16 protein-coding genes are annotated in these 14545 nt (G+C 52.7%); 12 read left to right on the top strand and 4 right to left on the bottom strand.

The genetic code is table 11. The features are described from left to right. The first annotated feature begins 18 nt into the window (after window positions 1-18). A complete protein-coding gene (locus J0B03_RS07180; protein ID WP_207298960.1) occupies window positions 19-252 on the top strand; it encodes a YdbC family protein in 234 nt (77 codons plus the stop codon). 157 nt (window positions 253-409) lie between these two features. Here the strand turns inward: J0B03_RS07180 and J0B03_RS07185 are convergent, their stop codons facing one another. Genes J0B03_RS07185 through J0B03_RS07195 form a run of 3 tightly spaced genes read right to left on the bottom strand, consistent with a single transcriptional unit; the run spans window position 410 to window position 3542 of the window. Further along, entirely contained in the window at window positions 410-1483 is a 1074-nt protein-coding gene (locus J0B03_RS07185; protein WP_207298961.1) for an ABC transporter permease, read from the bottom strand. Continuing rightward, a complete protein-coding gene (locus tag J0B03_RS07190) occupies window positions 1470-2597 on the bottom strand; it encodes an ABC transporter permease (protein ID WP_207298962.1) in 1128 nt (375 codons plus the stop codon). Before J0B03_RS07190 ends, J0B03_RS07185 begins: the two co-directional genes overlap by 14 nt. Window positions 2598-2609: 12 nt before the next feature. Next, a complete protein-coding gene (locus J0B03_RS07195) occupies window positions 2610-3542 on the bottom strand; it encodes an ABC transporter ATP-binding protein (protein WP_207298963.1) in 933 nt (310 codons plus the stop codon). Between the two features lie 162 nt (window positions 3543-3704). Here J0B03_RS07195 and J0B03_RS07200 point away from each other — a divergent pair, with 162 nt between their 5' ends. The 8 genes from J0B03_RS07200 to J0B03_RS07235 all read left to right on the top strand — a co-directional run bounded on the left by J0B03_RS07200 (window position 3705) and on the right by J0B03_RS07235 (window position 8255). After that, complete coding sequence (locus J0B03_RS07200; RefSeq protein WP_207298964.1) at window positions 3705-4784, top strand: sensor histidine kinase; 1080 nt, start codon at window positions 3705-3707, stop codon at window positions 4782-4784. Next, complete coding sequence (locus J0B03_RS07205; RefSeq protein ID WP_207298965.1) at window positions 4765-5403, top strand: response regulator transcription factor; 639 nt, start codon at window positions 4765-4767, stop codon at window positions 5401-5403. Before J0B03_RS07200 ends, J0B03_RS07205 begins: the two co-directional genes overlap by 20 nt. Continuing rightward, window positions 5400-5714 carry a hypothetical protein gene (locus tag J0B03_RS07210; protein ID WP_207298966.1) on the top strand — a complete coding sequence of 105 codons (315 nt, stop codon included), beginning with the start codon at window positions 5400-5402 and terminating at the stop codon, window positions 5712-5714. The genes J0B03_RS07205 and J0B03_RS07210 overlap by 4 nt, the downstream gene beginning before the upstream one ends. A gap of 22 nt (window positions 5715-5736) precedes the next feature. Further along, window positions 5737-5961 carry a DUF3795 domain-containing protein gene (locus J0B03_RS07215; protein WP_207298967.1) on the top strand — a complete coding sequence of 75 codons (225 nt, stop codon included), beginning with the start codon at window positions 5737-5739 and terminating at the stop codon, window positions 5959-5961. A gap of 35 nt (window positions 5962-5996) precedes the next feature. Next, on the top strand, window positions 5997-6191 hold the full coding sequence (locus J0B03_RS07220) for a hypothetical protein (protein WP_207298968.1): 195 nt from the start codon (window positions 5997-5999) through the stop codon (window positions 6189-6191). A gap of 15 nt (window positions 6192-6206) precedes the next feature. Beyond that, window positions 6207-7304, top strand: coding sequence for a histidinol-phosphate transaminase (hisC, locus tag J0B03_RS07225; RefSeq protein ID WP_207298969.1), 1098 nt, complete (start codon window positions 6207-6209; stop codon window positions 7302-7304). A gap of 87 nt (window positions 7305-7391) precedes the next feature. Beyond that, window positions 7392-7793: a secondary thiamine-phosphate synthase enzyme YjbQ gene (locus J0B03_RS07230; RefSeq protein WP_207298970.1), complete on the top strand. Its 402-nt coding sequence runs from the start codon at window positions 7392-7394 to the stop codon at window positions 7791-7793. Window positions 7794-7799: 6 nt separating this feature from the next. Beyond that, window positions 7800-8255: a class I SAM-dependent methyltransferase gene (locus J0B03_RS07235; protein ID WP_207298971.1), complete on the top strand. Its 456-nt coding sequence runs from the start codon at window positions 7800-7802 to the stop codon at window positions 8253-8255. Between the two features lie 145 nt (window positions 8256-8400). Here J0B03_RS07235 and J0B03_RS07240 read toward each other — a convergent pair whose 3' ends face one another. After that, window positions 8401-9768 carry an MATE family efflux transporter gene (locus J0B03_RS07240; RefSeq protein WP_207298972.1) on the bottom strand — a complete coding sequence of 456 codons (1368 nt, stop codon included), beginning with the start codon at window positions 9766-9768 and terminating at the stop codon, window positions 8401-8403. Window positions 9769-10219: 451 nt separating this feature from the next. Here J0B03_RS07240 and J0B03_RS07245 point away from each other — a divergent pair, with 451 nt between their 5' ends. Genes J0B03_RS07245 through J0B03_RS07255 form a run of 3 tightly spaced genes read left to right on the top strand, consistent with a single transcriptional unit; the run spans window position 10220 to window position 14427 of the window. Beyond that, the gene (locus tag J0B03_RS07245; RefSeq protein WP_207298973.1) at window positions 10220-10672 is read left to right on the top strand and encodes a MarR family winged helix-turn-helix transcriptional regulator; all 453 of its coding nucleotides are present in this window, start codon (window positions 10220-10222) and stop codon (window positions 10670-10672) included. 37 nt (window positions 10673-10709) lie between these two features. Then, on the top strand, window positions 10710-12461 hold the full coding sequence (locus J0B03_RS07250) for an ABC transporter ATP-binding protein (protein ID WP_207298974.1): 1752 nt from the start codon (window positions 10710-10712) through the stop codon (window positions 12459-12461). Next, window positions 12454-14427, top strand: a complete 1974-nt coding sequence (locus tag J0B03_RS07255; RefSeq protein ID WP_207298975.1) for an ABC transporter ATP-binding protein — start codon at window positions 12454-12456, stop codon at window positions 14425-14427. The genes J0B03_RS07250 and J0B03_RS07255 overlap by 8 nt, the downstream gene beginning before the upstream one ends. The last annotated feature ends 118 nt before the right edge of the window (window positions 14428-14545 follow it).

Below are 14545 nucleotides of genomic sequence, written 5' to 3' on the forward strand. Positions count from 1 at the left end.
AAAGAAAGGAAGATAACAATGGCAGATTTTAAGTACGAGATCGTAAAAAAGATCGGTGTCCTGTCGGAAAACGCCCGTGGATGGACCAAGGAGCTGAACCTGATCCGATGGAACGACCGGGATCCGAAATACGATGTGAGGGAGTGGGGCCCGGACCATGAAAAAATGGGCAAAGGCATCACCTTTACGGCAGAAGAGATGGAAAATCTCCTGGCCCTCCTTCAGGAACTGGAAGTGTCGGAAGAGCTGTAGATCGGAAACAATATGAAAAACTTCCCCGTGGGATCCATCCCGCGAGGAAGTTTTTTTGATCAGGATTCTTCCAGAGCCATGCGGCGGCGTTTGCCTACCACCAGGGCCAATACGAAGAAGGCGACGCCGAAGGCGGCTTGTACCAGCATGGACTGGATCAGTCCCTGGGTGGGTCCGTCCCCCAGGCCACCATGGTGGAGATGAACCGGTTGCCCCGGACGAACCAATAGGTGGGCAGGAAGCTGGCGATCCGCAGGACGGATTCGCTGATCAGTTCCTGGGGTACGAAGACGCCGCTGATGAAACTGGAACCCAGGGTGACGATGTTGGCCACGGCAGCGATGGATTCCCGACCTTTGACCAGATTGGCGATGAGGTAGCTGACCCCGGCGGTGGTCCCGGCAAAGAGGAGGGAATTGAGGACAAAGTAGACCGTGTTGGGATTTCCCAGTTCCTTTCGTCCGAAGAACAGGCTCAACCCTACCAGCAGGACCCAGGCAATGAGGGCAAACACCAGGATGGACAGGAAGACCTGCAGGTTGGCGCTGCCCGCCTTGATGGGGGAACAGGCATTTCTCCGCTTGATGTTGGGATCGTTGGTTGCCAGCATCAGGATGGATACCCCCAGGATCAAAACGAACATGAAGGTGTAGGACATGTAGTTGAAGAAGAACTGCATGCTGCTGCCGGTGTATTCTTGTGGCGAGCCTGTTTCAAAGGTCACTTCCGCCTCTTTGGTCATGTCCTCCAATACGTAGTTTGCCAGCGTCTGGGGTGCCAGATCCGGTAGGAGGGTGGCATAGGTCCGGGCGGATTGGAGGTAGCGGTCCACTTTCATGTCAATGTAGACGCTGGTGGTGGAATCGGGGATGGATGTTTTGGTCAGCTGCACCGGTTCGCCCGACAAGAAGCCTTCCGTAAATCCTTGGGGAACCCGAAGGATGTATTCCACCTGGCGAAAGTACAGGGCATCCTGCAAGGCTTCCGGGTCGTCTTCCAGAGAGACAAAAACGGCATTTTCCGAAAGGGCCTCCTTCAGTCCCTGGACCAGGGCGGTATTTTCCTGAGGGAAAAAGGCGACTCTGGTTTTGGTGGTCTGAAATACTCCCGGGCTGGTGGTGGAAGAGGAAGACATCATCATGATGGAAACCAGAATGAAGATCCCAAAATAGATGGACATGGTGGATGCATTCTTCTTCAATATTTTCATGGACAGTTTAAAGACTTGCATATTTACGCCTCCTTATGATCAGGTAGGTCCCCAGGGAGAACACCAGGGTGAAGATCAATAGACCCGCCAGATTTTGAAAGTACCGGTCCAGAGAATCAAATACGTAGAGGGAGTAATAGCTGTCGGCCAGCAGGTTGACGGGATTGAGCCGTGCCAGGATGGGCACGTTGGTTTGAACCAGATACTTCATTTCATGAAACATCAATCCGGCCAGGAAAGAACACAGCATGGTGACGCCGATGAAGATCCCGTTTTTCGTGTTTTCGCTTCCCTTGACAGCGGCGGAAATGAAGGCTCCGAAGCTCAAACCGGTGACGGCGCCGACCAGGGTGGTCAGCAGGATCCATCCCGTCTTGTCTCCAAAGTCCACCTTCAGGACAAAGAGGAGAAAGGCGAGGAAGAATCCCATTTCCACCAGCTGGATCAGGAAGGAAGCGCTCAAGTTGTAAAGGAAGGCCTTCATTTTATGGACGGGAGCGATGTTGAGTCTGGCTGCCCGCTTGGAAAGATTGGCCTGGATCTGGTTGACTTCCGCCATGCCCAGAAAACCGCCGTAAAAACAGGTCATGGCGATGAGTGCATAGTAGTATCCCAGGACCATGTTGTATTCCCCCTTGGAAATGGGTGCATCTTTGGTGTATTCCATTCGTTGGGCAATGACCTGGCCGATCCGGGGGCCGGTGGATGGGTCTTCTTGAAGGATCCGGGCCACTGTGCTGCTGGTCTGCAGGTATTCGTCGAGAAAACTTTTTAAAATGCTCTGGCGGATGCCGGAGGTGTTGACCACCAGGGAGGGAGTATCGGAAACCTGGATGATGCCGGAGATGGTGCTGTCCTCCAGCAAGTCCCGGGCCTCTTCCAGGGTCGATTCCCGGATGTCGAACATGGGGTCTTCCCCGGTAGACAGGGACTCCAGCACGGTTTCAAAGGTGGGGTTGTTCTGCTCTTCAACCAGGGCGATGGAGATGGTTTCAAATCCGCCCACATTTCGAAGACCGGACAGGGCCATGTAGAAAAACAGGGACAGTGCAATGGGAAAGAGGAGGGTCCAGAAGATGGTCTCTTTGTCCCGAAGCAAAACCTTCAATCGATAGGTAAAAAGGTGCTTGAACATGTCTTCTCCCCCTTAATCCCGCAGCTGCTTGCCGGTGATCTCCAGAAACACATCGTTTAAGGTGGGCATTTCCGTGTGGATCTTCCCAAATCCGATGTTTTCCCCTTTGATGAACTCCAACATCCGCTCCAGGTTGCCGTTTCCCTTTTGGAAGCGGGCCACCAGATGACGGCCGTCGTAATCGCTGGAGACCAGCCCTTCCATTTTCTTCAACCGGGCCATGATGCCATCTTCCAGGTCGAAGGCTTCCACGGTGATCTTTTCACCCAGGCTGATCAGATCCTTCAGTTCGTTCTTGGTGCCGGTGGCGATGACCCGGCCGTTGTCCAGGATCATGATCCGGCTGCAGATCTGCTCCACCTCCTCCATGTAGTGGGAGGTGTAGATGATGGTGGCTCCCTGTCGGTTCAATTCCACGATCCCTTCCAGGATCTTGTTCCTGCTTTGAGGATCCACGGCCACCGTCGGTTCGTCCAAGATGATCAGCTTGGGCTTGTGGGCGATGCCGCAGGCGATATTGAGACGGCGAAGCAATCCGCCGCTTAGCTTTTTCGGATAAAATTTGACGAAATCCTGAAGGCCTACAAAGGCGATGGCTTCATCCACCAGGGCTTTTCGGGCGACCTTGTCCGTGATGTAAAGGCCGCAGAAATAGTCGATGTTCTGATAGACGGTAAGTTCGTTGAAAACGGCCACTTCCTGCATCACCACGCCGATGTTTCGCTTGCTGTCGTAGGATTCCGGCGTCATGGCTTTACCAAACACCTGGATCTCCCCCTTGTCGTACTGGAGCAGGGACAGGATGCAGTTGATGGCGGTGGTTTTTCCCGAGCCGTTGGGTCCCAGCAATCCGAATATTTCCCCTTCCCGCACCTCCAGATCCAAATGGTCCAAGGCCAGCAGATTTCCATAGCGTTTTACTAAATTTTTTACTTTCACGATCATGACGATCCCTCCCGCTTTCTTCTTGCTGATTTTATTGTACTCCCACCAGGACCGTCTCGCCAGTGACGTTTATCAGAAGGGTCCATGACATTTGTCATATTGTTCGGATTGTGGAAGGGGAAGGTTCATGGTACACTAAAATGAGAAAATGGAGGAATGTCAATGAGTCGGTGGGACTATACGGATCGGATCATTTTATACGGGACCGGGCTGGTCCTCTTTGGCGTGTTTCGCCAGACATCCATTATGGTGGCCCCCATCCTGGTTTCCATCATCGGATTGGGTCTGATCACTTATCTGGAAGAGGGCCTGCTTCGAAGCCTGGTGGGATTTGCCTATGGGCTGGCATGCTTCTATGAAGTTTCCCTTTGTTATTTCCTGCCTTCCATCCTCTACGGCCTCTACACTGGGGAAAAGACGGCCTGGCGGCTGCTGGCGGCCTGGCCCCTGGTCTATTACCTGACAGGGGGGAACCGGGAGCTGACAGGGGTGATCCTTCTGGGTCTGGTGGCCGTCTTGTTGAAAAACCGGACCATCCGCTGCTGCGATCTGGAAGGATCCCGAAAGCAACTGGAAGACGCCCACCGGCAGCTGACCTACGATACGAAACGGCAAAACCAGCTCCTGTTGGAAAAACAGGACGGAGAGATCCATATGGCCACCCTGGATGAACGAAACCGCATCGCCAGGGAGATCCACGACAACGTGGGCCATCAGCTTTCCAGCGCCCTTTTGCAGGTTGGCGCCCTCCTGGTGACCCAACCTCAGGTGGAAGGTCTTCAAACCTTGAAAAAAACCTTGGATAAAGCCATGGACAACATCCGCACCAGCGTCCATGACCTTCATGACCGGTCCATCGACCTGGATGCCCAACTGGTTTCCCTGGCGGAGGAGTTCAACTTTTGCGAGATCGACCTGTCCATCCAAGTGGACAACCATCCCCAAGGCCCCTTGAAATATGCCGTCATCGCCATGGTGAAGGAAGGCCTTTCCAACATCATCAAGCACTCCAATGCCAGCCGGGTGGAGGTGGTGTTCATGGAACACCCGGGGTTCTATCAGTTGAGGATCTCCGACAACGGCACGATTCATAAGATCAAAAGAGACGAAGGCATCGGACTTAAAAACATACAGCAACGGGTGGACGCCCTGAAGGGACGATTTCTGGTTCGACAGGAACGGGGTTTTACCCTGTTTGTAACACTACCGAAGGAGGAGATCCATGAAAGTGATCATCGTTGACGACGACGAATTGGTGAGCCTGTCCTTAAAAACCATTTTGCAGGCGGATCCGGAGATGGAAGTGGCGGCTACGGGAAAAAGCGGAGAAGAGGCCTTGACCCTTTATGAGATCCATCGGCCCGACATTCTGCTTATGGACATCCGTATGGAGCAGATGGACGGGATCCAGGCGGGAGAGGAGATCTTAAGGCGCCATCCGGAGGGAAAGATCGTCTATCTGACCACCTTTTCCGACGACGAGTACATCGTCAAGGCCCTGCGGATGGGGGCCAAAGGCTACATTTTAAAACAGCGCTTCGATAGCATCGTCCCCTCCCTGAAGCTGGTCCACATGGGACAAAACATCTTCGGAAGCGAGATCATGGACAAGATCCCCGGTCTGCTGCACGGAGACCATGAAAAGAATCTGGAGGACTACGGCTTGACGGAGCGGGAAAGGGAGGTCCTCTACCACGTGGCCCAGGGCCTTTCCAACAAGGAGATCGCCGCCGTCCTGTTTTTAAGCGAAGGGACGGTCCGCAACTACATCAGCACCACCTTGGACAAGTTGGAGCTGAGGGATCGGACCCAGTTGGCCGTATTCTACTACCGGTGGAAGGAAGGAGAAGAGACAACATGAAAAAAGCATTGTTTATCGGCCTGGTCGCCCAGGTCGCCATCTACGTCGCAGCGGTGGTCATGGAGGACTGGCATGTTCTGGTGGCGGGGAATTATCCGGTGATCGGTCTGGGGATGTTGGCAGGTACCGCCAGCATGAGATCCGGAGGATGGGAGTTTGTCGGCACCAGCAAGAAAGAAAAAGACGAGATCTACACCCTTCGCAGCAAGGTCATCTGGAAATGGTTTTTATTCATGCTGCCAGGGATCCTGGTGGTTCTGGCCTATTTTTTGAAATACGGCAGCCTGATGCCTCAATACGCTGCAGGGTGATCTATTGGATCGGAGGGTCGATATGAAAGAGGAAGGGATCGCACCTTGCGGCATGAACTGCCGCTTGTGCGTCAACTATCAAATGTATGAAAAAGATCTGACCAAGAAAGGGTTTCACCGGGCGCCTTGTCCCGGGTGCATCCCCCGGGGGAAAATTGTACCCATTTTGGAAATTCCTGCACGCTCCTGGCAGAGGGCCAGGTCCGATTTTGTTTCCAATGTGAACAATATCCCTGCAAGCGGCTAAAAGCTCTTGATAAGCGCTATAGAAACAAGTATCATATGAGCATGATCGAAAATCTGGAATCCATTCGAACCAGGGGATTGGATGCTTTTCTGCAAGAACAGGAAAAGGTCTGGCAATGTCCCTCCTGCGGCGATGTGATCTGCTGCCACAACGGACTTTGCATGAACTGTCAGCTGGATGTTCTGCGGGAAAACAAGCGGTATCGCTGGGGAGAAGGATCCGGAGATTGAAAGGAATGGATGATGATGAGAAACATGTTGAGCCGGTTGGCACAGGAATTGGAACCCTACGTGCCGGGAGAGCAACCGGTGGACAAGGTCTACGTCAAACTCAACACCAATGAAAATCCCTATCCTCCATCGGATCGGGTCCTTGCCGCCATCCATGGAGCAGTGGACCGGCTACGGCTGTATCCGGACCCGGAAAACACGGAGTTGAAGGAAGTCCTTGCCACCTATTGGAACAGCCGGCTGTCCTACGGATCGCCAAAACTGGAAACGGAAAACTTTTTTGTAGGAAACGGATCCGATGAAGTGCTGGGTTTTGCCTTTCCCGCTTTTTTTACAGACCGGGAAGTGGCATTTGCCGATATCACCTACAGTTTTTATCCCGTATATGCCAAACTTTTTCACTGCACCTATCGGGAGATCCCCTTGGATGAGGATTTCCAGATCCCCGTAGAGGAGTTTGTGAAACTTGCAAAAGAGGAGACGCCTCCTGCAGGGATCCTGCTGGCCAATCCAAACGCACCAACGGGAAGGGGATTGTCCAAGGAGGACGTGGAGAAGATCATCAGGGCCAATGAAGAATCCGTGGTCCTGGTGGATGAAGCCTATATTGATTTTGGCGGAGAATCCGTGGTGGACCTGGTCAGAGAATACGACAATCTGCTGGTGGTCCAGACCCTGTCCAAGTCCCGGTCCCTGGCAGGACTTAGGGTAGGATATGCGGTGGGAAGCGAAACCCTTATCGACGGGTTGAACCGGGTGAAGAATTCTTTCAATTCCTATACGGTGGACCGATTGGCCATGGCGGGAGCGGTGGCTGCCATCTGCGACGAAAGCCACTTTCAACGGACCCGACACCTGATCATGGAGACCCGAAGCCGGGTGACGGAAAAGCTGGAGGAAATGGGTTTTAACGTGGTGGAATCGGAAGCAAACTTCATCTTTGTCACCCACAAGAGTCACCCTGCCAAAGACCTCTTTCAGGGGCTGCGGGAAAAGGGGGTCTTGGTTCGCTACTTCAACAAGCCCCGGATCGACAACTATTTGCGGATCACCATCGGAACGGATGGGGAAATGGACATATTGCTGCACGCATTGGAGGAGCTTCTTGCATAGAGGAGCTCTTTTTCTTTCGCCTCCTGTGTTGGATCCTTTCAAATCGGGTAAGGATGGTAGCATAGAAGAAACAAGGGGGGAAGGGTCATGCTGGAAAAAATCGTGGTGCACACAACTGGAAAGAGCGTATGGATGGACATTACGGATCAGGTCCGCCAACTGGTGGAAAGATCCCAGGTGAAGGAAGGGATGGTGGTGGTCTATTGTCCCCATACCACTGCGGGGATCACCATCAACGAAGGGGCGGATCCGGATGTGGTCTTCGATTTGCTCTACGGCCTGGAAAAGATCTCCCCATGGAAGGACCCTGCCTACCGGCATGGAGAAGGCAACACGGCGGCCCACATGAAGGCCACTTTGGTAGGAACTTCCCAAACCATTCCCGTCACTTTTGGCAAAATGGTACTGGGCATGTGGCAAAGCATCTATTTTTGCGAATTTGACGGACCCAGAAGGCGAAACTTCTTTGTGAAGATCCTGGAGGGGTGATTTTTCATGGCAGAAAACAAAAGCAACCGGCTGTTCAACCGGATCTCTCCCGTTTATGGGCTGTTTTATCAGAGCCAGCGAAAAAAATACCGGGAGATCATCCAAAAGGCAAAACCCACCTTTGACTTGGGCCGCCACCAAAGCGTTTTGGATGTGGGGTGCGGGACAGGGGCCTTGTGCAGCGTCATGGATGAGATGGGCCTGGATGTGACCGGGGTGGATGCCGCCGTCAAGATGGTGGAGATCGCCAGAAAGAGAAACCCGGCCGGTACCATCCACTACCAGCAGGGAGACGCCCTTGCGGGTTTGCCCTTTGAAGACAAGTCTTTTGACGTGGTCATCACCTCCTACGTGGCCCACGGATTGGAAGAAGACCAGCGAAAGATCCTCTACCGGGAGATGGGCCGGTTGGCGAAATACATGGTCATCGTCTACGACTACAATAAAAACAGATCCCCCTGACCAACTTCATCGAGTGGCTGGAGGGGGAGACTACTTTCGATTTATTCAAAAGGCGGAAGGGGAAATGCGGGATTGCGCCCACTTGATGAAAAGCTGTTTCGCTTCCGTAGAGGTACTGGATGTGGACAAGCGGGCGTCCTGGTACCTATGTCAGGTTCTTGATCCATTTTCCGGAGCGTAATCGGGCCAGGCTCAGGATCACTTTCACGATCTCTTCCGAAATGGCCAGGGCGTAGACAAAATGAACGGGCAGCTTCAATACGAAAGCCCCCAGCAGGATCATGGGCACCCCGACGCACCACATGGTGAACCCTTCGATGAGAAGGGCCCGGGCGGCATCTCCGCCTCCGCGAAGGATCCCCACCACCAGCATGATCCCCATGACCCGGATGAAGAAGATGATGGAGGTCATGTAGAGGATGGCCTGGGCACTGGTTCGGACCGTTTGGGAGACCTCAAAGAAATTCAGGATCAAAGGAGAGGTCAGTGCCAGGATCGCTCCCATGACCAAACTGACCTCCACGGCAGAGATCATGAATTTTCGGGTAAAGGCATGGACCCGGTCTTCCTCGCCTGCGCCGATGGCGTTTCCGATAAGGACCGCCGCCGCACTGGACAGGCCGAAGGCCACCACCATGAACAGATTGTTGACAGTGTTGACGATTTGGATGGCAGCCACCGCCTGAGTGCCCAATCGGCCGTAGACGGCGATGTAGACCAGGCTGGCCAGCCCCCAGAAGATGTCGTTCATGATGACGGGAAGTATGGTCTGGTAGGCCCGTTTTGCATAGGCAAGATCAAAGTGGAACAGTTCCTTGAAGGAAGCCCGCAAGGGACCGTCTTTGGCATAGACCACCAGCAGAAGGATCACCATTTCCAAAACTCGGGAAATGAGGGTGGCCCAAGCGGCACCCACCACACCCAGTGCGGGAGCGCCGAACTTTCCGAAAATCAGGGTATAGTTTAAAAAGACGTTGCAAAACAAAGCCACGATGTTGACCATCAGTGGTTTTTTTGCTTGTCCGATGGATCGGAGGGAAAAGCTGTATAGAAAAGTGATCCCCGTAAACAGGTAGCCGATCATGATGACAACCAGGTAGGAAGATCCGCTGCGAAGGACCGTGGCATCGTTGCTGAATAGGGAGATGACCCAGGTAGGGTTCGCATATCCCACCACCAGGAACAAGGCGGTAACGATGGCAATGGAGACGACCCCCAATCCCAACACCTTCCGAATGCTTTCGATGTCTTTTTTTCCCCAGTATTGGGCGATGAAGACGCTGACTCCGCCGCAAAGGCCCACCAGAAACATCATGAAAAAGAAAAAGTACTGGTTGGCGATGCCCACGGCGGCGATCTCCACCTCACCCAGTCTTCCCACCATGACCGTATCCACCATGTTGATAAAGGAGGAAATGAAGCTTTGGAGCATGACGGGCAGAGCAATGGCCAGCATGGCTTTGTAAAATTGTTTGTCTTTTATGTCGAGTAGGAGTGCTTGAAATTTGGTCATTGGAACCTCCGAGGCGATGCAATTTTTTTCATGGGCTAAATATCCCTACCTATTGTAACAAAGAAGGGGGAATTAATCCATGAGATTATGCCTTCACGAGAGGGGATGGAAAAGTTTGAAACAATCCGGGATTCTTCAATAAATTATACATGTTAAAATATTTGAATATTCTGCTAATAATAGGTGCAATTCTCTTCATAATTTGATAAAATTCAAGTAGGACTTTAGTCATGAACAGAACTGGGTTCTGTTGGCAGCTGCCTACTGCCTGGGTGGGGATCCCATCTCCATGGATAAAGGACAAGATCAATATCTCTCTTATAACGAGCAAGGGGCCTCCGAATCGTCGGAGGCCTTTTGCTGTGGAAAAATAAATTCCTGCAGGATATTGACAACATTAAAAATAAAACATATAATGTTGCATATCAAACAAAATATAAGGAGGGTGACCGTGGAGAAAAAAAGCATCGGGAAAGAGCTGCGATCCCTGAACAATGTGATCAAACGCTACGTCGAAAATCTCAACAACTACCAAAGCGCCAAGAACGTCACCGGGACCAACAGCTGGATCATTGCCTTCCTGGCAGACAATCAGCACCGGGAGATCTATCAAAAGGATTTGGAAAAACAGTTCTCCGTGACCCGTTCCACCGCATCGAAAGTCATCAAGCGGATGGAAGAGAAAGGGATGCTTTGCCGGGTCAGCGTGCCGGAAGACGCCCGCTTGAAGAAACTGGTATTGACCCAGACGGCATTGGACATGCACAACGCAATCATAGAAGATCTGCAAAAGATGGAGAGCAACCTGACGGACGGTTTTGATCCCGACGAGTTGAAGACCCTTCACAGTTATATCGTTCGCATGAAAAAAAATCTGGAGCACGCTTTCCAGGAAGAAGCATGAAGCTTTATTTACCGATCGACAAAGGGGGTATACGCAAATGATAAAAAAATTGGCGGCAAGCATCCGACAGTATAAAAAAGATTCCGTCATGACACCGGTATTGGTCATGTTCGAGGTGCTCATGGAAGTCATGATCCCGTTCATCATGGCCTACCTCATCGACTACGGCATCGACGCCGGGGACATGCCCATGGTATTGAAACTGGGGCTTCTCCTCATCGTCATGGCACTGGTTTCCCTGTTTTTCGGCGTTTGGGCCGGAAAAACCTCGGCAACGGCGGCGGCGGGATTTGCCCGAAACCTGCGCAAGGACATGTTCTACAATGTACAGGGTTTCAGTTTCGCCAACATCGACAAGTTTTCCACATCCTCCATCATCACCAGATTGACCACGGATGTGACCAACGTACAGAATTCCTTTCAGATGATCCTGCGGATGGCGGCCAGAAGTCCCATCATGCTGGTCTTTTCCCTGGCTGCCGCATTTCGCATCAACGGCAGACTGTCCCTGATCTTTCTGGCGGCCATGCCCGTACTGGGGATCGGACTCTGGTTCATCATGCGGGGGGCCCATCCCATCTTCAAGCGGGTCTTCAAGATCTACGACAAGCTCAACAACGTAGTCCAGGAAAATCTCCACGGCGTCCGGGTGGTAAAATCCTACATCCGGGAAGAACATGAAAAGGAAAAGTTTTTTAATACGTCAAAAATGATCTACGACGATTTTTCCAAGGCGGAAAAATTACTGGCCTTCAACATGCCCCTTGTCCAATTTTGCATGTACGGTTCCATGCTCCTCCTTTCCTGGTTTGGTGCCCGGGCCGTGGTGGCCAGCGGCAACAATCCCCTGGTGGGACTGAGCACAGGACAGCTTATGAGCCTGTTCACCTACACCATGCAGATCCTCATGAGTTTGATGATGCTTTCCATGGTCTTTGTCATGATCACCATTTCCAGGGCATCCGCCGAACGGATCGTGGAAGTGCTGGACGAAGACAGCGATCTGAAAAATCCAGCAGATCCCTTGGAAACCGTCACCGACGGATCCATCGATTTTCAGAATGTTGACTTCACCTATACGAAAGACGCAGACAAGCTGGTGCTGAAAAACATCGACCTCCACATCCCGTCGGGAGCCACCGTGGGGATCCTGGGAGGGACCGGTTCTTCCAAGACCAGCCTCATCTCCCTGATCCCCAGACTCTACGATGTCAATTCCGGCTCTGTAAAAGTGGGAGGGGAAGACGTTCGATCCTACGACATCAAGTCCCTTCGGGACCAAGTGGCCGTGGTACTGCAGAAAAACCAGCTCTTCAGCGGAACCATCAAGGACAACATCCGGTGGGGAAACGAAAATGCCACCGACGAAGAGATCGAAGAAGTCTGCAAACTGGCCCAGGCCGACGAGTTCATCCAGGGCTTTGAAAATGGATACGACACCTACATCGAACAAGGCGGCAGCAACGTTTCAGGAGGCCAGAAACAACGGCTTTGCATTGCCAGGGCCTTGTTGAAAAGACCGAAGATCCTGATCCTGGACGACTCCACCAGTGCGGTGGACACCAAGACGGATTCCCAGATCCGAAGGGCCATGCGTCATTCCCTGCCGGATACCACCAAACTGATCATCGCCCAAAGAGTCGCTTCCGTAGAAGATGCGGACATGATTATCGTTATGGACGATGGAACGATCCAAGCCGTAGGGACCCACCAGGAGCTGCTGGAAGGCAACGAGATCTATAAAGAAGTGTACGAGTCTCAGGTGAAAGGAGGCAGCCTCCATGAGTGAGCAACGAAAAGAACAAAAACCCATGGCTCCCCCACCAGGGCGTGGACCTGGTAGAGGTCCGGGAGGCGGACCCAGATTCGGGAAACTGCAAAAACCGGACATGAAGGTCGTCAAAAGGCTGTTGACCTACTTTAAAGCCTACAAGTTTTCCCTGTTGCTGGTGGCGCTTTGCATCATCGTCAGTGCGGTCACCTCTGCAGCGGCATCCCTGTTTTTGCGGACCCTCATCGACGATTACATCACACCACTGCTGTTGGAAGCCGTACCGAATTTTGCCGGGTTGCTGCGGGCCATCATGATGATGGGGACCTTGTACATGATCGGTGTAGCAGCCACCTTGTTCTACAATCGGATCATGGTGGGCGTGGCCCAGGGGATCCTCAAAACCATTCGGGACGAAATGTTTTCCCACATGCAGACCTTGCCCATCAAGTATTTTGACACCCATTCCCATGGAGACCTGATGAGCCACTACACCAACGATACGGACACCCTTCGTCAAATGGTGGCCATGAGCTTGCCCCAGGCCTTTTCTTCCCTGGTGACCATCGTCTCCGTACTGGCGGCCATGCTCTCCCTGAGTATCTGGCTCACCCTGTTTGTGCTGTTCTTTGTCTTTGTCATCCTTCGGATCATTGGCAAGATCGCCGGGAAAAGCGGATCCTACTTCATGAAGCAGCAACGATCCCTGGGGGACGTCAACGGTTTTATCGAAGAGATCATCAACGGACTTCGTGTGGTGAAGGTATTCAATCATGAACGAAAAGCAGAAGAAGAATTCGACGTGAAAAACGACGAACTGTGTGAAAATGCCACCTCGGCCAACAAATACGCCAACATCCTCATGCCCATCATGAGCAACATGGGATATCTGATGTACGTGGCCGTTGCCGTATTCGGGGGACTGCTGGCCATCATGGGATGGACCAACATCAGCCTGACGGGCATCGATGTCATCACCCTGGGGACCATCGCTTCTTTCCTGCAGCTGTCTCGAAGCTTCATCCACCCTGTGGCCCAGGTCAGCCAGCAGCTCAACGCCATCGTTATGGCCATGGCCGGCGCAGACCGGATCTTCAAGTTGATGGACCAGGAAAGCGAAGTGGACAAGGGGCAGGTCACCCTGGTTTATATGAAGGAAGTAAACGGACAGATGGTGGAAACCAACCAGCGAACGGACCATTGGGCCTGGAAAAGACCGCTTCCCCAAGGCGGGTTCGAGTACGTGGAACTCAAAGGGGAAGTCCGGTTCTACGATGTGGACTTTGCCTATGAGAAAGACAACCTGGTCCTCCACAACATCACCCTGTACGCAGAGCCGGGCCAAAAGGTGGCCTTTGTTGGTGCCACCGGCGCCGGAAAAACCACCATCACCAATCTGATCAACCGGTTCTACGACATTGCCGACGGCAAGATCCGATACGACGGCATCAACATCAACAAGATCAAAAAGGCGGACCTGCGCCGCTCCCTGGGGATCGTCCTTCAAGACGTGAACCTGTTTAGCGGCACCGTCATGGAAAACATCCGCTACGGCCGGCTGGACGCCACCGATGAGGAATGCATCGAAGCGGCCAGAATGGCCAACGCCGACAGTTTCATTCGCATGCTGCCCCACGGCTACGAGACGGAGTTGTCGGGAGACGGCAGCGGCCTATCCCAGGGACAACGCCAGTTGATCTCCATCGCCAGGGCGGCAGTGGCGGATCCGCCCGTCATGATCTTGGACGAAGCCACCAGCTCCATCGACACCCGGACGGAAGCCATCGTCCAAGAGGGGATGGATTCCCTGATGCACGGTCGGACGGTCTTTGTTATCGCCCACCGGCTATCCACGGTACAAAACGCCGATGTGATCATGGTCCTGGAAAACGGACGGATCATCGAACGGGGCAACCACGACAAGCTGGTGGCCGAAGGCGGAAAGTATTATCAGCTCTATACCGGAGCGTTTGAACTGGAATAGGACTTGAAAAGGAAAAGACTGGGAATTCTCAGTCTTTTCCTTGTTTTTTGTCCACCCTGTGAGATAATATAATTGTGTTGATGCAAAAATAGGGAATGAAAAAATAGAACAGAAATCA

The organism is Alkalibacter rhizosphaerae (genome assembly GCF_017352215.1).
GTDB lineage: Bacteria > Bacillota > Clostridia > Eubacteriales > Alkalibacteraceae > Alkalibacter > Alkalibacter rhizosphaerae.